We start from the raw sequence: 25766 nt of genomic DNA, 5'->3' as shown, positions 1-25766 counted from the left end.
GGCAGCAGACAGCAGAGCAATCGCCCTTGGCTTAGGCCTTTTTCAGGTAGGCAGCAACCAGTACGATCTGCACGCCGTTGACCTTGCCTTCGATATGAAGCGGGTTGTTGGTCAGACGGATGCCCTTGACCAGGGTGCCGCGCTTGGCGGTGAAACCGGCGCCTTTCACGTCCAGATCCTTGATCAGGGTAACGGAGTCGCCCTCTTGCAGCACGGCGCCGTTGGAGTCAACGGTCGGTACGCTGTCGTCATCTTCGTCAGCAATACCAGCTTCAGCCCAAGCCTTGGCTTCGTCTTCCATGTACATCATGTCCAGCAGATCCTGAGCCCACACTTCACCCTTGCCGGAGAGAGCTTTCAGCTGCCGCCATGCCATCACCTGCACCGCAGGCACCTGGCTCCACATGCTGTCACTCAGGCAACGCCAGTGGTTGACCACCAGGGTATCCGGTTGTTCCAGCTGACCACGGCAGGTGTCACAGATAGCAACGCTGTGATCATCGTCGCTGGCGGGGGAGTGAGGCACCACGAAGGCGGTCAGCGCCTGCTCGGCGCTGCACAGTTCACACTTGGCGCCCGCGCGCGCTTGCAGAATGGCGTTGATGGTCATGTTGTTGGTCCCATAGCTAGTGTAAAGCGACCCGCGTTGGGCGGGGCGCGTGAAAGAGGGGGCGGAATATAGCATAAAACCCCGCACTTTGTCAGGTCTGCCCTGGCTCACAAGGTTGGCTGTGCTGTTGCGCGGCGCTGATCGTTTGGTATTGAGAGTGCAATTTGAAGCGGGATCGCTAGAATGAGCCTCCTTTTTGACTGCAAGGCAGGGGCATTCGTGCTGGCTCAACGTTTTCAACAACTGGATCGACTGCTCACCCGCTACCGACGCTGGTGGCAATATCAGCCATATCATCATTTGACCATGGCCTTTGCCGATGAGGTGCCCGAACTGGCGACGTTGCTCAATGGGCTGACGCTGACCCAGTTGGCGGAGTTCGATGCGGATATGGATGCCCTCAGCAGTCTGCTTGCCCCCTGGATTGCCGAGGGAGCCGAGCTGCAGCAACTCAGCCAGCTTGCCCCGTTTACCCCTGAGCCCATCACCTGCAGCAAGGAGATGGCGCTGCATATGCCGGGGCGCAAGCAGGCCCAGATCGAGTCGTTCACCGCCTGTCTGCCTGCCCATCAGGGCCCCTATCTGGAGTGGTGTGCTGGCAAGGGGCATCTTGGGCGGCTGGTGTCACTTCATCGACAGGCTCCTATCCTCAGTCTGGAGTTGCAAGGGCAGCTTTGTGACGAAGGTCGGCTGCTGGCCGAGCGGGATGGCGCGAATATGACCTTTACCTGCGCCGATGCTTTTGCCCCCGAGTCGGCGGCGCTGATCGCCCCCGAACATCACGCTATGGCACTCCATGCCTGCGGCGAGCTGCACACCCATCTGCTGGAGCGGGTGGCCGAACGCAGTGCCCGCGGCGTGACTATCTCTCCCTGTTGTTACCACCTGATCCGCAGCAGCCACTATCGCCCGCTGTCGGCCGCGGCCAACTCCAGCGAGCTGGTGTTGAGCAAGGCGGATCTCAAGTTGCCGCTACAGGAGACGGTCACCGGCGGTGCGCGGATAGCCCGCTTGCGTGAGCAGGAAGTGGTGTGGCGTCTCGGGTTTGACTGCCTGCAGCGTCAGGTGCGTGGCATAGATGAGTATCTGCCGGTGCCCAATATGCAAAAGAGCCTGCTGACCGGCACCTTCGAGGCATTCTGCGTTTGGGCTGCTGAACGCAAAGGGATTGTGCTGCCCGCCGGGCTCGACTATTCCGCCTGGCTGGAACACGGGGAGCGCCGCTTTGGCGATGTCGCCCGCATGGAGCTGGTGCGTCATTTGTTTCGCCGTCCCCTCGAGATCTGGCTGGCGCTGGATCGCGCGCTCTTTTTACAAGAGCAGGGTTATCGGGTCGAAGTGGGGGAGTTCTGTGCCAAACCCATGACCCCGCGCAATATATTGATCCGTGCCGTGCGCGCCTGACACCGAGCTCTTTGTGAGCGTTATTTGAACATTGTTGATGGCTGACGGGTGAAGCGGGTCAGCCATTTTTTTTGCCACGAATAATAAATTGGTGACAGATCATCTGATCGTCTTTCGCCTCCCCATACGGGTGACAAAACAGGCCAAAATGGTCATCGTTTGAGTTCTTTTATGTCGTTTTAGCTGCGTTGAGTAGCACAAGGTGAAATGGTTCACAAATTACGCGCATTTCTTAATTTTCATCGTGAATTTAGTTGTTGGAACACCTACTCTTGGAGCGCATTAATTCAAACAAGGACGATAAACATGTTCAAACCCAAGCGTTGTGCCTGGCTGATCGCTGCCGCTTGCACATTGCCAAGCTATGCCGCAATGAGTGCAGCCATGAATATTCAACCCGATCCGCAAAATGCGGGAGGATATGTGATTGCGGCCCCGGATCTGGCCGCTGTGGAAAAGGCCAAGACGGCCAACCCCATGTATGCAATATGGGCCAAGGCACTGGCCACCCGGTCAAATAAAATAGTCGATGCCATTGAACCGGGTCTGGCAAGCAATCCTGACAACGTAAAACGGGTTGAACGGGTATTTCCCCAATCTGAATGGGAATATTTAACCCAGATGGCCGCGCCGGAATATACCTATGTCCGCTTCTTGCGGGCCATCGGTAAATTTCCTGCGTTCTGCGGTGAATATACCGATGGGCGCGATTCTGATGCGATCTGTAAAAAATCCATTGTGACGGCCTTTGCCCACTTCTCTCAGGAGACGGGCGGCCATATTGCCAAGGAGAACGTCTCTGATAACCCGCTGGGGCTGGAGGAGTGGCAACAGGCGCTGGTGCATGTGCGGGAGATGGGCTGGTCAGAGGGACAGACCGGCTACACCACCGGTTGCGGTCAGAACGACTGGCAAAACAAGAAGTGGCCCTGCAGTACCGGACAAGGCTACTTTGGCCGCGGTGCCAAGCAGCTCTCATACCACTTCAACTACGGCGCCTTCTCCGAGGCGATGTTCGATGGCGATGCCTCTGTGCTGCTCAACAACCCGGGGCTGGTGGCGGACTCCTGGCTCAACCTCGCCTCGGCTATCTGGTTCTTCCTGACGCCACAGGCACCCAAGCCAGCCATGCTGCACGTGATTGACCGCACTTGGGTACCCTCCAAACGGGAAGTGGATGCCGGTATAGGCTACGGCTTTGGCACCACCATCAACGTCATCAATGGCGGCATCGAGTGTGGCGAACAGAACAAGGACAAGGGGCAGCCGGTCAACCGCATTCGCTACTGGGAAGGGCTGGCCAATCACTACCAGATCCCGGTCAAGGCCGATGAGAAGAATACCTGCTGGCAGCAAACGCCCTATGGCAGCCTCAACCTCAACGGTGCCACCGACGTGCTCTACACCAACTGGGATGGCAACTGGAAATACTATCCGGATCGCCCGGGTGGCTACTCCTTCGAGTGTGAGCTGGTCGGCTTCCAGACCGCCTACTCGGCGCTGGTGCCGGGCGATTACCAGAAGTGCGTGACCAACTTCTACGGCTCCCACGCCAACTGGCCGAAAGTGCGGATCGTCGCCAAGCTCGATCCTGCCCCGGTCGATCCGGTTGACCCGCCCCTTGATGGCCAGCCTGCCTGGGAGGCCAGCAAGGTCTATACCGCGGGCAACAAGGTGAGCTACAAGGGCGCCGTCTATCAGGCCAAATGGTGGACGCAAGGAGATGAGCCCGCCAAAGGTGGTCCCTGGGCTGTGGTGGTGACCAAATAAGGTTGCCGTTGGGATCATGGTCAATCACCATGATCTATCGGTAGTGGAAACAAGCAGGCAGCAGGGAGGAGATATCTCCCTGCTTTTTTACCCGTTATCTGTCCGTTGTCGCCCCATCAGGCGGGATCAGAAACGGTAGTTGAGGCCGACACTGACCCCTTTGACATCGAGTCGAGGCATGGGGATATATTGGTACTCCGCATTGAGCCCGATGCCGGAATCAAAGCGATATTGCCAACCCGCAGCGCCATAAAAACCGACCCCGGAGTCGCTCTGATCTTCCTTGTTGATGGTGTATTCGACTCTGTGGGCGTTGGCGCCCAGTTTGGCATAAAAGCTGTTGCCGGAAGAGACCGGGTATTGTGCATACAGGGCAGAGCGGATCCCTTTGTAATGGATATCTTTCACGTCATTGAGGGTGGCATCGAAGAGGGCGCTGACCACACCACCGGTACCAAACAATACTCCGGAATCGATACCGATATAATCGTTGAACATATAACGGTAATAGAGATCGGCGGTAACGCTGTCACCGCCATCGGCCTGCTCCCCATTTTTGGCTTTGAATGACTGGGTGCCATAGCCAAGGGTGGCGCCGACGATATGGGGAGAAGGGGTCGCTATTGCCACGGAAGAGAAGATCGCCGTGGCAATCACAAGGGGAGTGAATAACTTCATCATGCAGGTTCCAATTAAATAGCGTGGAATATGGCTGCGACGAACATATTTATATGGGCTCGGGTGAGCTTGTCTTATATTCGCAGGCCAGTAGTGAGTGGCAATATCTCATATTGTCAGCGAGATGAATAATCAGAGCCCCCATAACTGTTATGATGGGAGGTGAGAGTGGTTATATTATGCCTGAACAATGGTGAACTGTATCAATACCATCTGAAACGAGCGCTGATAAATTGCAAATTTCATTTGTTTTCTGCACGAATCAACTTAGTGTAACGGGATGTTAGGCTGGCAATATATGCCTTTAAACGTGGACTGGATGGTGAACAAGATGGTGATTTCTTGTGACGGTATATTAGAGGGGGGTAGCCATTGTGGTGTAGTCCGCTACAAAGTCCGCTACAAGATGCTGGCCGCCCCCTTTGCTACCGATTTTTCCACAGCCAGGATTGTCAGCGCACCACAAACGCACCGGTCGGCGCCTGGAGGGGTTTTCCGGTAATGGCTATGGGTGTACTGACTGAATATGTCTCCTTGGAGGTGATGCGGTGCTGCTTTTGTGCAACCTCAGGTGCCACTCTCGGTTATCGCAGCATCAAATCCCCCGGTTAGCGGCCAATCTTGTCCCGACTCTATCACTGCTACGATTCGAGTTGCCCGTTAGGCTGGGCGAGTGGGGGCACTGCTTTTACTCCCTTCTACTCTTCAATATCCAGCAACACCAGAATGGCGCTGTCGCCACCCCATTCACGGGGGGCCTGATGGAAGGCGCGCACATTGGGGTGCTGGGCCAGCCAGCTGGGAATGCGCTGCTTGAGAATATGTTTGCCGATGCCGTGCATCACCGAGGCGACGTGAATGTTCTCTTTTTGGCAGAGGGTGAGCAGGGCGGCCAGTTCCTGTTTTGCCTGCTGCTGGTTCATGCCGTGCAGATCGAGATAGATCTCCGGCGGATAAATGCCCCGCTTGAGCTTTTTCAGCTCAAATTTTGACACATCTTCCCGCACGTAACGGGTCGGCCCATCGTCGTCAAGATGGGGCTGATACTCATCGCTGAAATAGTGGTCAACCCCAAGCTTTTCGCGGGTTTCGCGCAATTCGCGTTTCTGCTTGACCGGGCGTAACTCGGCCCTTATGGTATCTTGCTTGATTTTCCGGGTACCTTTTATCGCATCGCGGAACAGCAGGGTTTCCTCGTCTGTCGGTGAGGGCGTTTTTTTCATCAGATGCTCATGTATTAGGTATGCGTCTTGCCCGCTAGGTAAACGGGGCTCGGGCCGGATATTACTCGACTTGGAGGTGGATTTGGACAAGATATTTATCGATGAGGTGGTTGCCGAGATGCACACCATCCAGGACATGTTGCGTTGGGCCATGAGTCGTTTCAACGACGCCGGGATTTTTTACGGTCATGGAACCGACAACGCCTGGGATGAAGCTGTGCAGCTGGTACTGCCCGCGTTACATCTGCCACCGGATGTAGACCCGGCCATGCGCCACTCCCGTCTGACCAGCAGCGAGCGTCACCGTATTGCCGAGCTGATTATCCGCCGCGTACAGGAGCGGGTACCTGCCGCCTACCTGACCAACAAGGCTTGGTATGCAGGTTGGGAATTCTACGTGGACGAGCGGGTGCTCATTCCCCGTTCCCCCATTGCCGAGATGGTGGCCAACCGTTTCGCGCCTTTCCTCAAACATGAACCGACCCGGATCATGGACCTGTGCACCGGCTCCGGCTGTATCGCCATCATCATGGCCCACGAGTTCCCGGAAGCGGAAGTGGATGCCATCGACATCAGCATCGATGCGCTGAACGTGGCCGAGCGCAACATCAACGATCACGGGTTGGAGCAGCAGGTCATTCCGATCCGCTCCGATCTGTTCCGCGATCTGCCCGCGGGTGACAAGTACGATCTCATCGTCTCCAATCCGCCCTATGTGGATTCCGAAGATATGTCGGATCTGCCGGAAGAGTTCCGTCACGAGCCAGAGCTGGCGCTGGCGTCCGGTTCCGATGGCCTCAAGCTGACCAAGCGTCTGCTGGCCCATGCGGCAGATTTCCTCAAGGATAACGGCGTGCTGGTGGTCGAAGTGGGCAACAGCATGATCCATCTGGAAGCCCAGTTCCCCGAGATCCCCTTTACCTGGGTTGAATTCGAAAACGGCGGTCACGGCGTCTTTGTGATGACCCGTGAAGAGCTGGTGCAGTATCAGGATCATTTCGCCATCTACAAGAACTAAGCAGGAGCGCGCATGGCAGGGAACAGTTTTGGTCAACTCTTTCGGGTCACTACCTTTGGCGAGAGCCACGGCCTGGCGCTGGGCGCCGTGGTCGATGGTTGCCCGCCTGGGCTGGAGATCAGCGAAGCGGATCTGCAGGGGGATCTGGATCGGCGCAAGCCCGGCACTTCCCGCTACACCACGCCGCGCCGCGAGCCGGACGAGGTGAAGATCCTCTCCGGGGTGTTCGAGGGCAAGACCACCGGCACCTCCATCGGGCTGCTCATCGAGAATACCGATCAGCGCTCCAAGGATTACTCCGATATCAAGGATCTGTTCCGGCCGGGTCATGCTGACTACACCTACCACCAGAAGTATGGTCAGCGGGACTATCGTGGCGGTGGTCGCTCATCTGCCCGCGAGACCGCGATGCGAGTGGCGGCGGGGGCGATTGCCAAGAAGTACCTGAAACAGGTACATGGCATCGAGATCACCGGTTTTCTCTCCCAGCTCGGCCCCATCAAGGCTGAGGCGTTTGACGCGGCGCAGATTGAGCAGAATCCCTTCTTCTTCCCCGATGCGGGCAAGCTGGAAGAGCTCGATCAATATATGCGCGACCTGAAAAAAGAGGGCAACAGTATCGGTGCCAAGGTGCAGGTCATTGCGCGCAATGTGCCGGTGGGCCTGGGTGAGCCGGTGTTTGATCGTCTCGACGCCGATATCGCCCACGCCATGATGGGCATCAATGCGGTGAAAGGGGTGGAGATCGGCGATGGCTTTGCGGTAGTGGAGCAAAAAGGCTCCGAGCATCGTGACGAGATGACTCCGGCGGGCTTTGCCAGCAACCATGCGGGCGGCATTCTGGGTGGGATCTCGTCAGGTCAGGATATCGTGGTAAGCATGGCGCTCAAGCCTACTTCCAGCATCACTGTGCCGGGCAAGACCATCAATACCGAAGGCGAGGCCATCGAGATGATCACCAAGGGGCGCCACGATCCTTGTGTCGGCATTCGCGCCGTGCCTATTGCCGAGGCCATGCTGGCACTGGTGTTGATGGATCACCTGCTGCGCCATCGTGCCCAGAATCAGGGGGTGTTGACCCATACCCCGCAGCTGCGCTGATCTGCGCTGTAGCCTATCGACTGAGCGCGCCCTGTTCAGGGGGCTGGCTCTACAAACACATCAAAGGCGACCTCCGGGTCGCCTTTGTTATTTCTGGTCATTGCTTAATCCGTCAATGCGTGCGGAGGGTGCGAGTCAGCAGATCCGCTGCCCCCGGATCGGCATCGAGGCGGCAACTGGGTGGAGAGAACTTGCTGTGGTGCTTGGGCAAGGCCTCGATGGCCTTGTTGATTTTGAGGAGCTGCGCGTCACTCACGCTATTTTTGGCAAACATCAGGCTGACCGGCTGGTGGTGCAGTAATAGCTGGCAGCTGATAAATCCCTCGGCACCCAATTGGGAGAGCCGATAGCGAGCATACTGCCACTCCATGATGATGCCATCGAGGCGGCGGGCTAGCAGCAGATCGATCAGCCGATCATCTGCATTGTACTCGGTCGCCACTTTGAGGGCAGGACATCCCTCAATTTGATGAATGGGGCGAGTACCGCGTAGTTTGCCAATTTTGAGCTCCTTGTTGTGGCACAGTTTGGACAAGGTATCGAGCTTTCCCCAGCGATCCTGATGGCCGGGGATAGGGTTATTACTCAACAGCACATAGGCACTCTGGCGATAGGGGGCAGAGAAGCGGGCATACTTTTGCCGCTCTGGTAGTGGTAGCGCGGCCATCGCTACATCCAGCTGATCGTGTTCTACCAGATGCAGTGCCCGTGCCCAGGGGATCTCGCGAAACTTGGGGGTGAATCCTGCCTGGGTAAGGATCTGGCGGGTCAGGCTGACATCCAGCCCGGCCAACTGCCCCTTGTTATTGAGCTGGCTGAAGGGAGGCCAGTGGCTCCAGGCAACGGTCAGGGGCTGACTGGCCTGCAGGGAAGGTGTCAGCAGAAGCAGTAGGCAGAACCAGGCCTGCCAGTTGCCGTGGGGACGATATTGCGTGCTCATAGCGTGAACCTCGTTATTCTGCTTTTTGTTCTTCTATCCCGAGTACCCGCGGCCCGATGAAGGGGCAGGTAATAAGTAGTCAGTTAATAGTGTGGTGCGTGCGTCATCTGTCAGCGTGATTATTCGAGGCAGAGGAGGGGGCTTTTCTGTACGTGCTGGGAGGAGCATCACATTTTTCTCGTTTATCCGGCACAACTCCGTTAGACTGCGCCCCTATTCTTTCCCCTTTGCTCTGCTCCCCGGGGAAATCGTTGTTTTCTCAATAGGCCCAGATCTTGTGAGATGGCATCGGCTCAGCAGAGGAGCCCCACCACAAATCCCCGGCGCCCCTATCCCTAGCAGGTAACTATGAGTTTTACTTCCCTCGGTCTGGCCGAACCCTTGTTGCGTGCCGTTGCCGAACAAGGCTACGACACCCCGTCTCCCATTCAGCAGCAAGCGATCCCCGCCGTTCTGGCTGGCCGCGATCTGATGGCGGCGGCCCAAACAGGGACCGGCAAGACCGCAGGCTTTACCCTGCCGATGCTGCAACGTCTGATGGAGAGCAAGCGCAAGGTCTCTCCGAACCGCGTCCGTGCGCTGGTACTGACCCCGACGCGCGAGCTGGCCGCCCAGGTGGGCGAGAGCGTGCGCAACTACGGCAAGCATCTGCCCCTGCGCAGCCACGTGGTATTTGGTGGCGTGAGCATCAACCCGCAGATGATGGCGACTCGCCGTGGTCTGGACGTGCTGGTGGCCTGTCCGGGCCGTCTGATCGATCTCTACAACCAGAATGCCGTCAAGTTTGACGAGGTGGAGATCCTGGTGCTGGACGAAGCGGATCGCATGCTCGACATGGGCTTTATCCGCGACATCCGCCGCATCCTGACCCTGCTGCCGAAGAAGCGCCAGAACCTGCTCTTCTCCGCCACCTTCGCCGACGAAATTCGCGAGCTGGCCACTGGTCTGCTGGATAACCCGGCTGTCATTGAAGTCGCCCCGCGCAACAGCACCGCCGAGCGTATCGAACAGCTGGTGCACCCGTGCGACAAGGCCAACAAGATCGCGCTGCTGAGCCACCTGATCTCCAGCAACAACTGGCAGCAGGTGCTGGTCTTTACCCGTACCAAGCACATCGCCAACCGGGTTGCCGAGAAGCTTGAAAAAGATGGCATCAGTGCCGCCGCCATTCACGGCAACAAGAGCCAGGGTGCCCGTACCCGCGCGCTGGCCGGTTTCAAGGATGGCAGCGTGCGTGTGATGGTGGCGACCGACATCGCGGCCCGTGGCCTCGATATCGACAAGCTGCCGCAGGTAGTGAACTTCGAGCTGCCGAACGTGGCGGAAGATTATGTTCACCGCATCGGTCGTACCGGCCGTGCTGGCGCTGCCGGTCACGCCATCTCGCTGGTTGCTGCCGATGAAGGCAAACTGATCAAGGCCATCGAGCGGCTGACCAAGCAGAACATCCCCTGCGAGCAGGTGCCCGGCTTCGAAGCATCCCGTGAGACCCTCGACAACATCGCCCGTGGTATCGGCGCGCCGCTGCGCAAAGAGCCCCGTGACCCGAGCGAGCAGCGCCGTGCGCCGCGTCCGCAAGGTCAAGGCCAGCGTCAGGGGGCCGCTCGCTCCGGCAACAACGGTGGCAACTCAGGCGCTAACCGCTCCGGCAACGGCGGCAAGCCCAAGCCCCAGGGTGGTCAGCGTTCGGCTGATGGCGCCGCCAAGCCGGCTCAGGCCCGTCGTCCCCGTCGCGCCAGCCACAACCAGTAAGGGCAAGGAGAGTCACTCTCCCGCTCTGAACGGTTAAACGAAAAGCCCTGCCATATCGGCAGGGCTTTTCTATTTCTGTTTCGGCGGCTCCGCGTTTGGCTGACCTGCTCTGGTCAGGAGAGCAGGGCGGTGAGCAGGAGACAGGCCGCGCTCACCAGGATCACCGTGAAGGTCAGCCCCATTCCCATCACCCGATAGCGGAAATTCTCCGGTGTGCGACTCATGCCAAAGGCGTGACAGAGGCGACCCAGCAGCAAGGCACTCCCCAGCAGATGAACCACCCAGGGGGCATGGCTGCCGGTTTCGACGAAATAGATCAGTAGCAGAGCGAGGGGGACATACTCGGCAAAGTTGGCGTGCACCTGCATGGCCCGCAGCATGGCGGGATCATCGCCATGGCCGAGCGCCACTTTCTGGCGGTGACGGGTGCGAATGGTACGAATGCTCAGCAACACAAACAGCAGAGCGAGCAGGGCCGCGTAAACAGGCAGTATGGTCATGGTATCTGGCTCCCGGTGTGATGATATCGGGTGGCTGGTGTTGAGAGACGCCACATTGCTCGGCATCTCAAGGTCTTGCCTTGAGGGTAGCAGCCATTAGTACCAGATTGAGCCGTCATATTGCGATATGGCGCACGTTATGCAGACCCCAATAGCAAAAGCCCCGCCAATCTGATTGGCGGGGCTTTTGCCTATCTGGCGTATTGAATTACAGCAAAGATTACAGCGCGGGCAGCATTCCAAGGCTGACGCTGATCTGGACGCCGACAATCAATGCGCCCATGGCGGCAGCCACTCCCAGCGCCACCACGCCACCCGGGGCGCGGTAGTGGTGGGCGGGAGCTTGCTTGCGGCTCTGCCATACCAGCGCTACCGGCAGCAGTACCGCGAGGATCGCCAGCGCAATGGCAGCGTAGCCAAGCGCCATGATAAAGCCCTGCGGGAAGTAGAGGGCAAACAGCAATGGTGGCACGAAGGTGATAAGACCGGTCTGGCTGCGTCCCTGCCAGTTGTCCTTGCGGCGGGTTACCTTGGCCATAAAGTCGAACAGCCCCAGCGTCACCCCGAGGAAGGAGGTGGCGAGCGCCAGATCGGCAAACAGGTGCATAGCCTGATTGAAGGCCGGCCAGCTCACCAGCTTGCCGACGTTGGCCAGCAGGCTGTCCAGCGCGCCGCCGGTTTGCAGCAGGGCTTGCTGGCCGAGCAGACCGAGGATCGCCACCTGCCACAGCACGTAGAGGATCAGCGGCAGGGCAGAGCCCCAGACAAAGACCCGGCGCAGCTGCTTGGGGCAGTCACCGAGGTAAAGCATCACGCTCGGAATGGAGCCGTGAAAGCCGAACGAGGTGAAGATGACCGGCAGGCCCGCCAGTAACAGGCCCTGAGCCAGAGGCATTGAGAGCAGATGCTGTCCTTCGGTGCGGGGCAGCAGCAACGCCAGCACCACCACCATGATCACCAGTTTGACAGTGAACATCAGCCGGTTGAGGTAATCCACCGAGCGGGTGCCGACACAGACCATGCCGCCAAACAGCAGGGTAAAGGCCCAGGCGGCCTGCTCCTGGCTGAGGGTCATGCCCGCATCGGCAAGCGCCTGTGCCAGCAGGCTGCTGCCGCCGCTGATGTAGGCGGAGGCCAGCGAGTAGAACAGCATCAGGATACAGAAGGAGGCGACGCGCTTGCCCCAGGGACCGAGCAGATGATCCGCCAGCTGGTGCAGGTACCACTTGCCTGTGTTGAGGCTTGCCTCTACTTGCAGCATGGCGGTGAAGGCCATCAGGGCCCAGAGGCCGACCATCAACATCAGGGTAGCGGGGCCGCCGAGGGAGGAGGAGGCCAGCGGCAGGGCCAGCATGCCGGCACCTATGGTGGTGCCGGCAATCAACAGGGTACAACCCAGAGTTTTGGTATTCATGTTATCCATCCGAACGTAGCGGTGTCAGTGCAAACAGACGATGTCAGCATTAACGTCAACAAAAGGGGGCCGATTGGCGTTATCAGAAGGTGCCTCCGGTGATAGGGCCGGAGGCTAGCAATATCGGAACGGGAACATCTGTACCTAAAACCTGTCAGTTGTAAAAGATGGTTGCCACGTTAGCGGATCAAAATAGCGGAAACAACCCCTTTTATACGGATCTTGTGCTGGCTTGTGGCAATAAGTGGAAATAAATGATGACAGCGGTAGCTAATTGCAGAAAAAAGCACCGAAAAAATGACTGGCAGGGGCTCATTGATACAGGTCAGCCAAGTGGTTGCAGCACGGATGGGAGAGTGCCTTGTCGTGGCGTTGGCGTTTAGTTGCGGGGTGAAAGGAGTGTGGAGGCCGGTTGTTTAGTCGGGCAGACGGTAGAGAAAGCAAAGCGGGCGGGTAGGGTTGTGGGGAAAAACAATAAGGCTGCCAATCCTGGCAGCCTTATTGTCATCTGCATTCTTTACCCACCCATTGATAGCAAATCGGGTCTGCTTCGAGCAGGTTAGCGGCGGCGCTTGAGGGTGCGGCTTACATAGTGCAGCCCGCTCTGGTAGTCGCCATTGACCGCCTTGAGTGCCAGCTCCAGCGCCTGGCTCGCCAGCGCGTCGTGCTGCTGGGGCAGGGAGTTGATGCCAAAGGGGAGGAAGTCGAGCAGCCGATCGTCGCCGAAGGTGGCCATGGCGAGCTGGCTCATATCGGTCTCTTGTTCCAGCAGGTAGTCCAGTACCCCCTCCATCAGGATGTAGGAGGTGGTGATCAGCGCCTCGGGCAACTGGCCCAGCTGCTGGTGCAGATGTTTGATCAGGCGATACCCCTCGGTGCGCGAGAAGTGGGCCCCTTCACAGAGGTGGCAGGTCGCACTGTGGCTGGCGATGGCCTGCTCGAAGCCCGCTTTTCGCTCCTGACTGATCGTGAGTGCTGGCAGCGCGGTGATCAAGGCGATATGGCAGATGGCCGGGGTGAGCAGGGAGCTGGTGAGATCAAAGCTTGCCTTCTCATTTTCACTGGCGACGGTGACGAAGCGATCGGCCGCCATACTCCGGTCGATGGCGAGGATCTGCACCCCTTGTGCCTGCTGGTTGCCATAGAAGGGATCGTCCGGCGGCAGGCAGCTGGCCACCAGCAGGGCATCCACATGGCGGCTCACCAGCATCTGGGCCAGCTCTTTTTCGGTGGCGGGATCATCTTCCGAGCAGACGATGAGCAGCTGATAGCCCTGCGCCCGCGCCCCCTGTTCCAGCCGTTTGGCCAGCTTGGCGTAACTGGCGTTCTCAAGGTCGGGCAGGATAAAGCCGAGGGTTTTGGTCTGGCCGCCGCGCAGGGAGGCGGCGCGGCTGTCCGGTTGGTAGTTGTGGGCGGTGACGACGGCCATCACCTTGTCGCGGGTGGCCTGACTGATGCGGTATTGGTCGGCCTTGCCGTTGATCACATAGCTGGCCGTGGTGCGTGAGACACCGGCGAGGGCGGCGATTTCATCCAGTTTCATCATATTGGCTCTGTTTGAGTTGCTAGGCCCACGGGCACTGCCTGGTAAGGGCACCGAAAAGTGTGCGCGGGATCATATCATTGAAAACCGCTCTTTGTGGGTACTTGATCAATTCGCTGAAACGATTCAGTCTGAGTGTAAGTGAAACGATTCAGCTTGTCAGCAGCACCGCTTCGCAGAGATGCAGAGTAGGGTGGTAAAACCCGGTCAGGATCACATTTCGAGGTATCCCGACTATCGTCAGCTGGCAGGCAAACCGAATGTTCAATTGTGTTGACCCGGCAATGCCGGGATCTGATGGAGAGTGGCTATGTTGAAGTTGGTGCGAGAGCAGATCTTGCTGGGGCAGTCGGTGGCGACCAAGGCCGAGGCGATTGCCCTGTTGGCAGGCAAACTGACCGAGGCCGGTCTGGTGGAGGCGGGCTATGTCGATGGCATGCTGGCCCGTGAAGCGCAGCATGCCACCTACCTTGGCAGCGGCATCGCCATTCCCCACGGCACCACCGACACCCGGCATCTGGTGAAGAGCACCGGCGTCATGGTGGCCCAGTTCCCTCATGGCATCGAGTGGGACGAGGGGCAGATCGCCTACGTCGCCATCGGTATCGCCGCCAAGTCAGACGAGCATCTGGGCATCTTGCGCCAGCTCACCCATGTGCTGGGTGACGAGCAGGCGGCAGCGCAATTGAAAGAAGCCACCGACGCCGACACCATCATCAATATCCTGACCGGTGCCACTGCCGCCAAAGAGGTGCAATACCTGACCCTGGCCGACTTCCCGGCCGATGATCGCGACCAGCTGCTGCTGGGTGCGGCTGCCCGCGCCAAGTCCGCCGGTTGGGGCGATGCCGCCATGGTGAGCGCGCTGCTGGCAAGCGAACCTGCCTATCTGGGCGAGGGCATCTGGCTGGCCCGTGCCCATGTTCAGCAAACAGCATCGGCCCAGACTGGCTGGGTGTTGGCCACCCCGAGCAGCGAACTTCGCGCAGGGGAGCTGCCGGTCAACGCCATGCTGCTGCTTTGCGCCGCAGATAGCGGCCATCTGCCGCAACTGGAGAATTTGGCCAAACTGGCGGCCGCTGGTCAGCTGGCGACGCTGGCAGGCGGCGAGGGGCTGGCCATGTTGCAGGCAGGCCCCGCGAGTGGTCTTTCCGAAACCTTCACCATCATCAACCCCCACGGCCTGCATGCCCGTCCGGGCGCCATGCTGGTCAAGGTGGCCAAAGAGTTTGCATCCGACATCCGGGTTGCCAATCTGGATGGCAGCGGCGAGGCGGTCTCCGCCAAGAGCCTGATGAAGGTGATCGGCCTTGGGGTCAAGTGCGGTCATCGTCTGGCATTTCGCGCCGAAGGGGCGGATGCCGAAGCCGCTCTCAAGGGGATCGGTGAGGCCATCGCCGCAGGTCTCGGCGAGGGGGCGCATTGATGAAGATTGTCACTATTACCCTCAACCCCGCCCTTGATCTCACCACCCGTCTCGAGGCGATGAGCCTTGGCGAGGTCAATCTGGTGAGCGAGGCCAACCTGCGTGCGGCGGGCAAGGGGATCAACGTCGCCATGGTGCTCAAGGATTTGGGCCGCGAGGTAGGCGTCACCGGCTGGCTGGGCGCTGACAATGAACAGAGCTTTGTCTCCCTGTTTGCAGAGCGGGCGCTGGATGATCACTTTGTCCGTGTCGCGGGCAGCACCCGCATCAACGTCAAGATATCCGAGCAATCCGGTCGGGTCACCGATCTCAACCTGCCGGGGCTCACCATCCAGCAAGGGGAGGTGAGCGCGCTGGAGCAGGCCATCGACCAATTGGCCCCTCACGCCGACTGGTTTGTGCTGGCGGGCAGCTTGCCCAAAGGGGTAGCCCCCGATTACTGCGCCCATCTGATCCGTCTGCTCAAGGCCAAGGGCAAGCAGGTGATCTTCGATTGCAGCGGCGCGGCGTTAAGCGAAGGGATCAAGGCGGCGCCGACCCTGGTCAAACCCAATCTGGAGGAGCTGAGCCAGTGGGCGGGCCGCCCCATCAAGACGCTGAGCGAGCAGGCCGAGTGTGCCCGCGCGTTGCAGGCCAGCGGTATCCCCAACGTGGTGATCTCCAACGGCGCCGATGGCCTCATCTGGTTTGCTCCGGATGCCGTCTGGCAAGCCATTCCGCCGCGGATGCAGGTGGTCAGCACGGTGGGTGCCGGCGATTCGCTGGTGGCCGGCCTCGCCCATGGTCTCAGCCTCGGCTGGACGCCGGAGCAGACCCTGCGGCTGGCCACCGCCGTCTCGGCCTTGGCGGTCAGTCAGGTCGCGGTCGGCTTTGACGATATCAATGTGCTCAACCCCTTACTTGAACATGTGCGCGTAGAGCGTCTGGATGCGCTGGCACCGGTTCAGTGCCATACCCCCTCAATGGAAAACTCAGGAGATGCCCAATGAAAGCAATCTTGGTTACGGCTTGCCCGGCGGGCATTGCCACCAGCTTTCTCGCTGCAAAACGGATAGAACAGCAGGCCAAACTGGCTGGCTGGGAGCTCACCCTCGACGTCGGCTCCAGCGTGCAACCGCGCCAGATCCCCTCAAAAGAGCAGATTGCCGCCGCCGATCTGGTGCTGGTTGTCGCCAGTGCTCCGGTTGATCTCGCTGCCTATGATGGCAAGCGGGTCTATCAGGGCAGCATGGATCTCGCCCTGCAGGATCCGGCCGCCTTGCTGGAGGCAGCCGCCAGCGGCGCCAGTGTCTATCGCCATCAAGCCGCCTCCGCCGTTGCCAATGCTGTCGCCAAACCGGCCGCCGCTGGCAAGCGCATCGTGGCGGTGACTGCCTGCCCGACCGGGGTGGCCCACACCTTTATGTCGGCAGAAGCGCTGGAGACCATGGCCAAACAGCTGGGTTATCAGATCCGCGTCGAGACTCAAGGCTCGGTCGGTGCCCAGAACGCCCTGACCGCCGAGGAGATTGCATCCGCCGATCTGGTGTTCCTCGCCACCGATATCGAGGTGGACATGGCCCGTTTCGACGGAAAGGCGGTCTATCGCACCAGCACCGGTGCGGCGCTCAAGAAAACCCGTGCCGAGCTCGACAAGGCGTGGAGTGAAGCGAAAACCTATCGCCATAGCGGCGCCAGCCAACCCAAGAAAGAGGAAAAAGCTGGCCCCTACAAACATTTGCTGACCGGTGTCTCCTTCATGTTGCCGATGGTGGTGGCGGGCGGCCTTATCATCGCGCTCTCGTTCGTATTCGGTATCGAGGCGTTCAAGGTGGAAGGCACCCTGGCCGCGGCTCTGATGAAGATCGGTGGCGGCTCCGCCTTTGCCCTGATGATCCCGGTGCTGGCCGGCTACATTGCCTACTCCATCGCTGACCGCCCGGGTCTGGCTCCCGGCATGATCGGCGGCATGCTGGCAAGCTCGCTGGGCGCCGGTTTCCTTGGCGGCATCGTGGCCGGTTTCCTGGCCGGTTACAGCGCCAAGTACCTGAGTGACAAGGTGCGCCTGCCGGTGACTCTGGAAGCGCTCAAGCCCATCCTGATCATTCCGCTCTTTGCCAGCCTCTTTACCGGCCTGGTGATGATCTACGTGGTGGGTGGCCCAGTGGCCGGCATCATGAATGCCATGACCACCTTCCTCAACAACATGGGCTCTGCCAACGCCGTGCTGCTGGGGGTCATCATTGGCGCCATGATGTGCTTCGACATGGGTGGCCCGGTCAACAAGGCAGCCTACGCCTTCGGGGTCGGCCTGCTGGCCTCCAAAACCTACGCCCCGATGGCTGCGGTAATGGCCGCCGGTATGGTGCCGGCACTGGGGATGGGGATTGCCACCTTCCTGGCTCGCACCAAGTTCATCAAGGCGGAGCAGGAAGCGGGCAAGGCCTCCTTCGTGCTGGGTCTGTGCTTTATCTCCGAGGGAGCCATCCCGTTTGCCGCCAAGGATCCGATGCGCGTCATCCCGGCCTGTATGGTCGGCGGCGCCCTGACCGGCGCGCTCTCCATGCTGTTTGGCTGTGAGCTGATGGCACCCCACGGCGGTCTGTTCGTGCTCTTTATCCCCCACGCCATCAGCAACGTCATGATGTATATCGTGGCGATTGCGGCAGGCTCGCTGCTGACCGGTGTTTCCTACGCCATGCTCAAACGAGGTGAAGAGCAGGCCAAGCTGGCCACGGCATAAGCCTTGCCACCCGGCAACACGTCATAACCAAGAGCGGCCTGCGTGCCGCTTTTTGTTTTGCCGGTGATATAGGTGAGTTGTGAGGTGGGGATTGCAGGTAGGCTGAGTTTAAAAATCCCAGCCTGGTTGTGCTTGCGGCTCGCTTTGGGCTCCTTCCAGTGCCTTGCGCCGCGCAGCCTCGACCCGGCGTTTGCGATCCCGGCACAGGCGCATCACCTCTTGTTGCTGGGCAGGGGTCATGGTGAGCCAGTTGAAACGCTCTTCGCGATTGCGCAGGCACCCCTTGCAGTAGCCTTTGTTGTTCACTTCGCAGACCCCGATGCAGGGGCTCTGCAGCGGGAAGATTTCGAGCTGTTCCATCCATCACCTCGCACATCCTGTCACCTTGTTATAACCCAGCGGATCCCCTTTGGAGAAATCCTGCTTCAAGTAATTGATGTCGTTTGCTTTCCCCCTGCAAATTTGGCATCTTCCCCGCCGAGCATGGCTCTTGGCGTTATATGAGGACATATGAACAAACACGCGTACTGGCTGACCGCCGCAGTGCTGGGACTGGCCGGTTGTGCGGGCAACTCTGACAAAGCAGAAGTGCCCAAAAAACAGACCGACAACAGATGCTTTCTTAACTGCGAGGTGCCGGAAAATCTGGGCAAGCAGTATCTGGACGGGACTTTGCCAGAGGATCTGGTGAGGGTGGAGCGGGTCAATAGCCGTGCGCGTGCCGACTACAGCAAGTTTGGCCCGCAAAGCAGACTGGTATTGGAGCGCTCCGGCAAGATGACCCGCCGTTATGGCGAGCTCTATCACCAGCTCTCCCGCTGGGTGGCGGGCGGCGGCAATCCTGCCGACATCACCCGTTACGGCATCAGCCTGGCTCAGCTGGGCGGCGCGGATCGCATGGGTAACGTGCTCTTTACCGGTTACTACTCGCCAGTGCTGGAAGTGCGCCACCGCCCGGATGCCAAGTACAAATACCCCATCTATGCCATGCCCAAATGTGGCGGTCGTTGTCCGACCCGGGCCGAGATCCATCAGGGGGCCCTGGCCAACCGCGGGCTGGAGCTGGGTTACAGCAAATCCCTTATCGACAACTTCCTGATGGATGTGCAGGGCTCCGGCTTTGTCCATTACGGAGATGACGATCGGCTGCAATATCTGGGCTACAGCGGCAAGAACGGCCACGGTTACGTCAGTATCGGCCGGGTACTGATCGACCGCGGTGAAGTGCCCAAAGAGCAGATGTCGATGAAGGCCATCAAGGAGTGGGCCAACCGACAGCCGGAGGAGAGCGTCAAGGAGCTGGTGGAGCAGAACCCCTCCTATGTCTTCTTCGAGCGCCGCCCGACCAATGATGTGATCGGTGCCGCCGGTATCCCGCTGCTGCCGCTGGCGGCCGTTGCTGCCGACAAGACCCTGTTGCCGATGGGGACCCCGATCCTCGCCGAAGTCCCCCTGCTCGATAAAGAGGGCAACTGGACCGGCAAGCACCAGCTGCGCTTGTTGATTGCGCTGGATGTGGGCGGGGCGGTGAAGAAGGGGCACCTCGATCTCTACCACGGTATGGGTGAGAAGGCCGGTGTCGCGGCCGGTCACTACAAGCACTTTGGCCGGGTCTGGAAGCTGGGCCTGCACCATGGGCCGACCGCTGCCCCCTGGTTGTAATCCTCTGAGGGGTTGGGCGTCTGCCATCGGGCGCCCGAGCAAAGATGAAGAGACAAAAAAGCCGCCGGATTGCTCCGGCGGCTTTCTATTTTGTGTGAGTTACAGCTGGTGGCTGCGTCAGCTCTTCTGGATATCCAGCCGGATGGCGCCGACCGGTTTGCAACAGCAGGGGAGGCACTCCCCTTGGGCGACGAATGCCAGCGGCACCGCAGGATAGTGTACTTTGCCAGCCATCAGCGGAGTGCGGCAGGCGCCGCAATAGCCGCTGCGACACTGGAATTCCACATGATGACCGTGGCGCTCCAGGGTCTCCAACACGCTTTCGCCGGGATGGGCGTGCAGCACGGCACCATCCCGGGTATGTACCCGTGGTGCCACGTCCGCCTGCTGTTCAGCAGGCGCGTGCGGGGCAGGGGTCAGCGTGTTGGTGGCGTCACTCACAGCTCGAAATCACCCAGGTCGTCGGCATTGACTTCGCTGTCGATCTGACCGACCAGATAGGAGCTGACCTCTACCTCTTGCGGGGCGACCTGTACGTTGTCGGATGACAGCCAGGTGTTGATCCAGGGGATCGGGTTCTGCTTGGTGCCGGCAAAGGCTGGCTGCAGGCCGACTGCGCTCATGCGCAGGTTGGTGATGTACTCCACATACTGGCAGAGGATGTCCTTGTTCAGGCCGATCATGGAGCCGTCCTGGAACAGGTACTCGGCCCAATCTTTCTCCTGAATGGCCGCTTCCTTGAAGATCTCGAAGCAGGCCTGTTCGCACTCGGCGGCGATCTCGGCCATCTCCGGGTCATCCTGGCCGCTGCGCATCAGGTTCAGCATGTGCTGGGTGCCGGTGAGGTGCAGCGCTTCGTCGCGGGCGATCATCTTGATGATCTTGGCGTTGCCTTCCATCAGTTCACGCTCGGCGAAGGCAAAGGAGCAGGCGAAGCTGACGTAGAAGCGAATTGCCTCCAGCGCGTTGACGCTCATCAAGCACAGATAGAGCTTCTTCTTGAGCTCGCGCAATGTGATGGTCACCTCGCGGCCCGCGACGGTGTGGGTCCCTTCACCATGCAGGTTGTAGAGGGCGGTCGCTTCGATCAGGTCGTCGTAGAAGTGGCTGATGGAGCCAGCGCGCTTCAAGATCTGCTCGTTGGTCACGATGTCGTCGAACACCTGAGCGGGGGTGTTGACGATATTGCGGATGATATGGGTGTAGGAGCGAGAGTGGATGGTCTCCGAGAAGGCCCAGGTCTCAATCCAGGTTTCCAGCTCCGGAATGGAGACCAGCGGCAGCAGCGCCACGTTGGGGCTGCGGCCCTGAATGGAGTCCAGCAGGGTCTGGTACTTCAGGTTGGAGATGAAGATGTGCTGCTCGTGGGGCGGCAGGGCCTGATAGTCGATGCGATCACGGGAGACATCCACCTCTTCCGGGCGCCAGAAGAAGGAGAGCTGCTTCTCGATCAGCCGCTCGAACACTTCGTGCTTTTGTTGATCATAACGGGCTACGTTGACCGATTGGCCAAAAAACATCGGCTCTTTGAGCTGGTCGTTTTGGGTTTGGCAGAAAGTTGAATAGGCCATGGTTACCAGAATATGTGAATAGAGAAAACAGGAGAGCGGGAGCTTCATGCTCCCGCCCGGTTATCAGTTCTTGCCGTGACTTAGATTTTGCAAGCCCCGCCAGCGCAACCGTCATCTTGCAGATCGGTCTGGGCATCGTCTGCACCATCACGGGTGTTGTGATAGTACAGGGTCTTGAGGCCGTATTTGTAGGCGGTCAGCAAGTCCTTGAGCAGCTGTTTCATCGGGACCTTGTTGCCTTCGAAACGGGCTGGATCGTAGTTGGTGTTGGCGGAGATCGCCTGATCCACAAACTTCTGCATGATACCGACCAGCTGCAGGTAGCCGTCAACGCTCGGTTGCTTCCAGAGCAATTCGTATTGATCTTTCAGGCGATCATACTCGGGCACCACCTGTTTGAGAATGCCGTCTTTGGAGGCCTTGACCGACACCAGACCACGCGGCGGCTCGATGCCGTTGGTGGCGTTGGAGATCTGGCTGGAGGTCTCGCTCGGCATCAGGGCGGTCAGGGTGGAGTTGCGCAAGCCCACTGACTTGATCTCTTCGCGCAGACTTTCCCAATCCAGATGCAGCGGCTCGTTGCACAGCGCATCCAGATCCTTCTTGTAGGTGTCGATGGGCAGGATGCCCTGGGCATAGGTGGTCTCACCAAACAGCGGGCAGGGGCCGAACTCGCGGGCCAGCTGCACGGAGGCTTTCAGCAGGTAGTACTGGATCGCCTCGAAGGTGCGGTGAGTCAGGGCCAGACCTGAGCCGTCAGAGTAGCGGGCACCGTTCTTGGCAAGGTAGTAGGCGTAGTTGATGACGCCGATCCCCAGAGTACGACGACCCATGCTGCCCTTCTTGGCGGCGGCAATCGGGTAGTCCTGATAGTCGAGCAGGGCATCGAGGGCGCGTACGGCCAGATCGGCCATCTCTTCCAGATCTTCCAGCTTCTCGATGGCACCCAGGTTGAAGGCGGAGAGGGTGCACAGGGCGATCTCGCCGTTCTCGTCGTCGATGTTGTTGAGCGGCTTGGTCGGCAGCGCAATCTCGAGGCAGAGGTTGGACTGGCGCACTGGCGCCACGCTCGGATCAAACGGGCTGTGGGTGTTGCAGTGATCGACGTTCTGGATATAGATGCGACCGGTACCGGCACGCTCCTGCATCATCAGGGAGAAGAGATCGACTGCCTTGAGGGTCTTCTTGCGAATGGCCGGATCCTGCTCGTACTTGACGTAGAGCTCTTCGAACTTGTCCTGATCCGCGAAGAACGCATCGTACAGACCCGGCGCATCGGACGGGGAGAACAGTGTGATGTCACCGCCCTTGATGAGGCGCTGGTACATCAGCTTGTTGATCTGCACGCCGTAGTCCATGTGACGGACACGGTTCTCTTCCACGCCGCGGTTGTTCTTCAAAACCAGCAGGCTTTCCACTTCGGTGTGCCACAGTGGGTAGAACAGGGTGGCCGCACCGCCGCGCACGCCGCCCTGGGAGCAGCACTTCACGGCAGTCTGGAAGTATTTGTAGAAGGGGATGCAACCGGTGTGGAACGCCTCGCCGCCACGGATCGGGCTGCCCAGACCGCGGATGCGACCAGCGTTGATGCCGATACCGGCGCGCTGGGAGACGTAACGCACGATGGAGCTGGCGGTGGCGTTGATGGAGTCCAGGCTGTCGTCGCACTCGATCAGTACGCAGGAGCTGAACTGACGGGTCGGGGTGCGCACGCCGCTCATGATCGGGGTCGGCAGGGAGATCTTGAAGGTAGAGACCGCATCATAGAAGCGCTTGATGTAGTCCAGACGGGTATCTTTCGGGTACTTGGAGAAGAGGCAGGCCGCTACCAGGATGTAGAGGAACTGCGGGCTCTCGTAGATCTCGCCGGTGACACGGTTTTGTACCAGATACTTGCCTTCCAGCTGCTTGACCGCCGCGTAGGAGAAGTTCATGTCGCGCCAGTGATCCATGTGCGCGTTCAGCTCTTCGAATTCAGCCTGGGTGTAGTCTTCCAGCAGGTGTTTGTCGTACTTGCCCATGTCCACCAGACGAGCCACGTGCTGGTAGAGGTGGGGCGGTTCGAACTGGCCGTAGGCCTTCTTGCGCAGGTGGAAGATGGCCAGACGGGCGGCCATGTACTGGTAGTCCGGGGTCTGCTCGGAGATGAGGTCAGCCGTCGCCTTGATGATGGTTTCGTGAATGTCTGCGGTACGGATACCGTCATAGAACTGGATGTGGGACTTGAGTTCCACCTGAGAGACCGACACGTTGTCCAGACCCTCGGCGGCCCAGTCCAGCACGCGGTGAATTTTATCCAGATCGATGGGTTCTTTGTGTCCGTTACGCTTCGTCACAAACAAGTTCATTGGCTGATGACCTTTAGTTGATTCCCGAAAAACCATCGCACAATGACACCACCCTTGCCCGGCGATGTGCAGGTATTGGGTAGAGATTGTGCGATGAATCACAAGATGTAGTGTTATTTTAAGTTCGAGCTACAAGATAGTGAGGTCAGCCCGCCATTGCAATGTGTGGATAAGTGACGAGCTGTGGATAAATTGTGAGTCTTGCCACCTCAGTTAGTGACCGCTCACAGTGAGCGGGTTTTCATTCGTCCGCTCCGCTAAATGCAAGTCTCCCGATCGAAGATGGAAAATTTAAATAACTTTTTTTGCTTGCGGAACAGGGTGCTTTTTACTAGCAAACGGCGGCTGATTATCCCTTATGCAATAAGGGTCAAAAGCTGTCCAGTTGTTCTAGCCGCGGGCTCAGCGTGGCAAGGGCTTTGCATCAGACGATGGGGTGTTGTGGCCGCTTTGTGACGGCTATGAGCTTGTCAAATGGGTATCCAATAGGCGGTAAGTTGCCTTTATTATCCATCAATAGAGGAGTGACGGTGGCGCAGGACGCGGGAGCGTAAAGGAAGAGATTCAGGGGGCGGAGAGTCTCTCCACCCCGTTATCACATGTCAGCCGGTAAGGCTGCCGTTACACCTTGGCCGTCAACTCATAGCGCAGCCAGTGGTGCAGGGCTTGCACGGTATCAAACTGCAGATCAGCGCCCCACTGGGCGGGGTCTTCCTCATCATTGAGATACCCCCAACCAGCGACGGCCGTGCGCATCCCAGCATTGCGGCCCGCTTCGATATCCCGCACATGATCCCCCACATAGAGGCAGTGAGCCGCCTCGACTCCCAGCTTCTCGCTGGCAAAATACATGGGGGCGGGGTCGGGCTTGCGTACCGGCAGGGTGTCGGCGCTGACCGTTACGCCGCAGTTGGCGAGCTGTGGCAGGGCTGCCAGCAGCGGCTCGGTGAGAAAGCCCGGCTTGTTGGTGACTATGCCCCAGGGGAGCTGTTTTTCATCCAGCCACTCGATAAGATCCACCATTCCTTCATAGGGGCGGGTACCGACGCAGAGATTGGCTGCGTAGTAGTCGAGCAGGGCATTGCGCAGACGCGTGGCCCCCAGCTCTTCAAGCAGTTCGTCGCCAAGACCCGCTTTCAGCAGCCCGAGCGCCCCATGGGAGGTGGTCTGACGAATGATGTCGTCAGAGAGCGGCGCAAAGCCTTCGCTGATCAGTACGTGGTTGACGGCGGCACCCAGATCCGGGGCTGTGTCGAGCAGGGTGCCATCCAGATCGAACAGCACGCAACGAAGAGGCTGCAGATGAGAGGCGCTCATCAACCTTGCTCCGGGCGGACAAACTCCACCATATAGTTGACGTCGACATTCTTGCCGAGCTTGAACTGGTTGGTGAGGGGGGCGTAGTGGACGCCGCTCATGTCCCGCACCAGCAGGCCAGCAGCTTCACCCATGCGACACAGTTCGGCCGGGGCGATGAATTTTTTGTGATCGTGGGTACCCTTGGGCACCATCTTCATCAGGTATTCGGCCCCGATGATCATCATCAGATAGGATTTGGGGTTGCGGTTGATGGTGGAGACGAACACCCGGCCACCCGGGCGCACCAGGGTAGCGATGGCGCGCAGCACGGAGGCGGGGTCCGGCACATGCTCCAGCATCTCCATGCAGGTGACTACGTCATACTGGCCGGGCGCTTCTTCAGCGTGAGCTTCGGCAGTGATCTGGCGGTACTCTAGCTCGATCCCCTGCTCCAGTGCGTGCAGGCGGGCGACGCCAAGGGGCTCCTTGCCCATATCGATACCGGTAACCTGTGCCCCACGACGGGCCATGCTCTCGGAGAGAATACCGCCACCACACCCGATATCGAGAATGCGCTTGCCAAACAGACCACCACTTTTGTCGGTGATCCAGTCAAGGCGTACCGGATTGATTTGATGCAGGGGTTTGAATTCACCCTCCATGTCCCACCAGCGGGAGGCGATGGCTTCAAACTTGGCGATTTCTGTCAGATCGACATTGGCATCACTGTTCATTTTTCGAAGATCCTGTGGCAGGGCGCCCGCTTCTGAGTCATGGGCGCAATC

General features: G+C 59.2%; 22 protein-coding genes. 9 read left to right on the top strand and 13 right to left on the bottom strand.

The window, feature by feature from the left end; all coding sequences use genetic code 11:
* Window positions 1-31 precede the first annotated feature (31 nt).
* Entirely contained in the window at window positions 32-610 is a 579-nt protein-coding gene (locus G5154_RS01600) for a PhnA domain-containing protein (protein ID WP_005333203.1), read from the bottom strand.
* 183 nt (window positions 611-793) lie between these two features.
* Between G5154_RS01600 and G5154_RS01595 the strand changes: the two genes are divergently transcribed.
* Window positions 794-2014, top strand: coding sequence for a methyltransferase (locus G5154_RS01595; protein WP_421173221.1), 1221 nt, complete (start codon window positions 794-796; stop codon window positions 2012-2014).
* A gap of 306 nt (window positions 2015-2320) precedes the next feature.
* Entirely contained in the window at window positions 2321-3784 is a 1464-nt protein-coding gene (locus G5154_RS01590; RefSeq protein ID WP_421250174.1) for a chitinase, read from the top strand.
* 126 nt (window positions 3785-3910) lie between these two features.
* Here the strand turns inward: G5154_RS01590 and G5154_RS01585 are convergent, their stop codons facing one another.
* Entirely contained in the window at window positions 3911-4465 is a 555-nt protein-coding gene (locus G5154_RS01585; RefSeq protein ID WP_041234263.1) for a porin family protein, read from the bottom strand.
* A 695-nt stretch (window positions 4466-5160) separates the two neighbouring features.
* On the bottom strand, window positions 5161-5685 hold the full coding sequence (gene smrB, locus G5154_RS01580) for an endonuclease SmrB (protein ID WP_005333198.1): 525 nt from the start codon (window positions 5683-5685) through the stop codon (window positions 5161-5163).
* Window positions 5686-5767: 82 nt separating this feature from the next.
* Between smrB and prmB the strand changes: the two genes are divergently transcribed.
* Together prmB and aroC are read left to right on the top strand one after the other, a co-directional pair.
* Window positions 5768-6703 (top strand): 50S ribosomal protein L3 N(5)-glutamine methyltransferase, encoded by a 936-nt coding sequence (prmB, locus tag G5154_RS01575; RefSeq protein ID WP_139462539.1) that lies wholly within the window; start codon window positions 5768-5770, stop codon window positions 6701-6703.
* A gap of 12 nt (window positions 6704-6715) precedes the next feature.
* The gene (gene aroC / locus G5154_RS01570) at window positions 6716-7804 is read left to right on the top strand and encodes a chorismate synthase (protein WP_021230156.1); all 1089 of its coding nucleotides are present in this window, start codon (window positions 6716-6718) and stop codon (window positions 7802-7804) included.
* Window positions 7805-7916: 112 nt separating this feature from the next.
* On the opposite strand, the gene G5154_RS01565 is transcribed toward aroC, so the two are convergent.
* Window positions 7917-8744 carry a substrate-binding periplasmic protein gene (locus G5154_RS01565; RefSeq protein ID WP_337072206.1) on the bottom strand — a complete coding sequence of 276 codons (828 nt, stop codon included), beginning with the start codon at window positions 8742-8744 and terminating at the stop codon, window positions 7917-7919.
* A 348-nt stretch (window positions 8745-9092) separates the two neighbouring features.
* On the opposite strand from G5154_RS01565, the gene G5154_RS01560 reads away from it, so the two are divergent.
* Window positions 9093-10496, top strand: coding sequence for a DEAD/DEAH box helicase (locus tag G5154_RS01560; protein ID WP_421250173.1), 1404 nt, complete (start codon window positions 9093-9095; stop codon window positions 10494-10496).
* 113 nt (window positions 10497-10609) lie between these two features.
* Here G5154_RS01560 and G5154_RS01555 read toward each other — a convergent pair whose 3' ends face one another.
* The 3 genes from G5154_RS01555 to cra all read right to left on the bottom strand — a co-directional run bounded on the left by G5154_RS01555 (window position 10610) and on the right by cra (window position 13956).
* A complete protein-coding gene (locus G5154_RS01555) occupies window positions 10610-10996 on the bottom strand; it encodes an MAPEG family protein (protein ID WP_421250172.1) in 387 nt (128 codons plus the stop codon).
* A 220-nt stretch (window positions 10997-11216) separates the two neighbouring features.
* A complete protein-coding gene (locus tag G5154_RS01550; RefSeq protein WP_421250171.1) occupies window positions 11217-12410 on the bottom strand; it encodes an aromatic amino acid transport family protein in 1194 nt (397 codons plus the stop codon).
* A 559-nt stretch (window positions 12411-12969) separates the two neighbouring features.
* Complete coding sequence (cra, locus tag G5154_RS01545; RefSeq protein ID WP_421250170.1) at window positions 12970-13956, bottom strand: catabolite repressor/activator; 987 nt, start codon at window positions 13954-13956, stop codon at window positions 12970-12972.
* Window positions 13957-14263: 307 nt separating this feature from the next.
* Between cra and fruB the strand changes: the two genes are divergently transcribed.
* From fruB to fruA, 3 genes are read left to right on the top strand one after another with little or no spacing between them, the layout of a single operon-like run.
* On the top strand, window positions 14264-15379 hold the full coding sequence (gene fruB / locus G5154_RS01540; protein ID WP_421250169.1) for a fused PTS fructose transporter subunit IIA/HPr protein: 1116 nt from the start codon (window positions 14264-14266) through the stop codon (window positions 15377-15379).
* A complete protein-coding gene (gene pfkB, locus G5154_RS01535) occupies window positions 15379-16368 on the top strand; it encodes a 1-phosphofructokinase (protein WP_421250168.1) in 990 nt (329 codons plus the stop codon). The genes fruB and pfkB overlap by 1 nt, the downstream gene beginning before the upstream one ends.
* On the top strand, window positions 16365-18101 hold the full coding sequence (gene fruA, locus G5154_RS01530; protein ID WP_421250167.1) for a PTS fructose transporter subunit IIBC: 1737 nt from the start codon (window positions 16365-16367) through the stop codon (window positions 18099-18101). Before pfkB ends, fruA begins: the two co-directional genes overlap by 4 nt.
* A 108-nt stretch (window positions 18102-18209) precedes the next feature.
* Here fruA and G5154_RS01525 read toward each other — a convergent pair whose 3' ends face one another.
* A complete protein-coding gene (locus G5154_RS01525) occupies window positions 18210-18461 on the bottom strand; it encodes a DUF1289 domain-containing protein (protein ID WP_111900912.1) in 252 nt (83 codons plus the stop codon).
* A gap of 150 nt (window positions 18462-18611) precedes the next feature.
* Between G5154_RS01525 and mltA the strand changes: the two genes are divergently transcribed.
* A complete protein-coding gene (gene mltA, locus G5154_RS01520) occupies window positions 18612-19763 on the top strand; it encodes a murein transglycosylase A (protein ID WP_019445143.1) in 1152 nt (383 codons plus the stop codon).
* Window positions 19764-19880: 117 nt separating this feature from the next.
* Here mltA and yfaE read toward each other — a convergent pair whose 3' ends face one another.
* The 5 genes from yfaE to ubiG all read right to left on the bottom strand — a co-directional run bounded on the left by yfaE (window position 19881) and on the right by ubiG (window position 25715).
* Complete coding sequence (yfaE, locus tag G5154_RS01515; RefSeq protein ID WP_421250166.1) at window positions 19881-20204, bottom strand: class I ribonucleotide reductase maintenance protein YfaE; 324 nt, start codon at window positions 20202-20204, stop codon at window positions 19881-19883.
* Entirely contained in the window at window positions 20201-21334 is a 1134-nt protein-coding gene (nrdB, locus tag G5154_RS01510) for a class Ia ribonucleoside-diphosphate reductase subunit beta (RefSeq protein WP_421250325.1), read from the bottom strand. Before nrdB ends, yfaE begins: the two co-directional genes overlap by 4 nt.
* A gap of 80 nt (window positions 21335-21414) precedes the next feature.
* Window positions 21415-23682 (bottom strand): class 1a ribonucleoside-diphosphate reductase subunit alpha, encoded by a 2268-nt coding sequence (gene nrdA / locus G5154_RS01505; protein WP_421250165.1) that lies wholly within the window; start codon window positions 23680-23682, stop codon window positions 21415-21417.
* A 621-nt stretch (window positions 23683-24303) separates the two neighbouring features.
* A complete protein-coding gene (locus G5154_RS01500; RefSeq protein ID WP_421250164.1) occupies window positions 24304-24999 on the bottom strand; it encodes an HAD family hydrolase in 696 nt (231 codons plus the stop codon).
* Entirely contained in the window at window positions 24999-25715 is a 717-nt protein-coding gene (ubiG, locus tag G5154_RS01495) for a bifunctional 2-polyprenyl-6-hydroxyphenol methylase/3-demethylubiquinol 3-O-methyltransferase UbiG (protein WP_421250163.1), read from the bottom strand. Before ubiG ends, G5154_RS01500 begins: the two co-directional genes overlap by 1 nt.
* Window positions 25716-25766 lie beyond the last annotated feature (51 nt).

Source organism: Aeromonas sp. 600527 (assembly GCF_049175415.1).
GTDB lineage: Bacteria > Pseudomonadota > Gammaproteobacteria > Enterobacterales > Aeromonadaceae > Aeromonas > Aeromonas veronii_A.
Note: the sequence above shows the minus strand (reverse complement) of the source record. Positions and strands in the feature narration are given on the sequence as shown.

Coding starts and splice junctions, on each gene's coding strand:
- G5154_RS01555 (WP_421250172.1), bottom strand. CDS start 10,996: ATGACCATACTGCCTGTTTACGCGGCCCTGCTCGCTCTGCTGTTTGTG.
- cra (WP_421250170.1), bottom strand. CDS start 13,956: ATGATGAAACTGGATGAAATCGCCGCCCTCGCCGGTGTCTCACGCACC.
- G5154_RS01565 (WP_337072206.1), bottom strand. CDS start 8,744: ATGAGCACGCAATATCGTCCCCACGGCAACTGGCAGGCCTGGTTCTGC.
- G5154_RS01560 (WP_421250173.1), top strand. CDS start 9,093: ATGAGTTTTACTTCCCTCGGTCTGGCCGAACCCTTGTTGCGTGCCGTT.
- G5154_RS01525 (WP_111900912.1), bottom strand. CDS start 18,461: ATGGAACAGCTCGAAATCTTCCCGCTGCAGAGCCCCTGCATCGGGGTC.
- pfkB (WP_421250168.1), top strand. CDS start 15,379: ATGAAGATTGTCACTATTACCCTCAACCCCGCCCTTGATCTCACCACC.
- fruA (WP_421250167.1), top strand. CDS start 16,365: ATGAAAGCAATCTTGGTTACGGCTTGCCCGGCGGGCATTGCCACCAGC.
- G5154_RS01590 (WP_421250174.1), top strand. CDS start 2,321: ATGTTCAAACCCAAGCGTTGTGCCTGGCTGATCGCTGCCGCTTGCACA.
- ubiG (WP_421250163.1), bottom strand. CDS start 25,715: ATGAACAGTGATGCCAATGTCGATCTGACAGAAATCGCCAAGTTTGAA.
- G5154_RS01585 (WP_041234263.1), bottom strand. CDS start 4,465: ATGATGAAGTTATTCACTCCCCTTGTGATTGCCACGGCGATCTTCTCT.
- smrB (WP_005333198.1), bottom strand. CDS start 5,685: ATGAAAAAAACGCCCTCACCGACAGACGAGGAAACCCTGCTGTTCCGC.
- G5154_RS01600 (WP_005333203.1), bottom strand. CDS start 610: ATGACCATCAACGCCATTCTGCAAGCGCGCGCGGGCGCCAAGTGTGAA.
- nrdA (WP_421250165.1), bottom strand. CDS start 23,682: ATGAACTTGTTTGTGACGAAGCGTAACGGACACAAAGAACCCATCGAT.
- G5154_RS01595 (WP_421173221.1), top strand. CDS start 794: ATGAGCCTCCTTTTTGACTGCAAGGCAGGGGCATTCGTGCTGGCTCAA.
- nrdB (WP_421250325.1), bottom strand. CDS start 21,334: ATGGCCTATTCAACTTTCTGCCAAACCCAAAACGACCAGCTCAAAGAG.
- mltA (WP_019445143.1), top strand. CDS start 18,612: ATGAACAAACACGCGTACTGGCTGACCGCCGCAGTGCTGGGACTGGCC.
- G5154_RS01500 (WP_421250164.1), bottom strand. CDS start 24,999: ATGAGCGCCTCTCATCTGCAGCCTCTTCGTTGCGTGCTGTTCGATCTG.
- G5154_RS01550 (WP_421250171.1), bottom strand. CDS start 12,410: ATGAATACCAAAACTCTGGGTTGTACCCTGTTGATTGCCGGCACCACC.
- fruB (WP_421250169.1), top strand. CDS start 14,264: ATGTTGAAGTTGGTGCGAGAGCAGATCTTGCTGGGGCAGTCGGTGGCG.
- aroC (WP_021230156.1), top strand. CDS start 6,716: ATGGCAGGGAACAGTTTTGGTCAACTCTTTCGGGTCACTACCTTTGGC.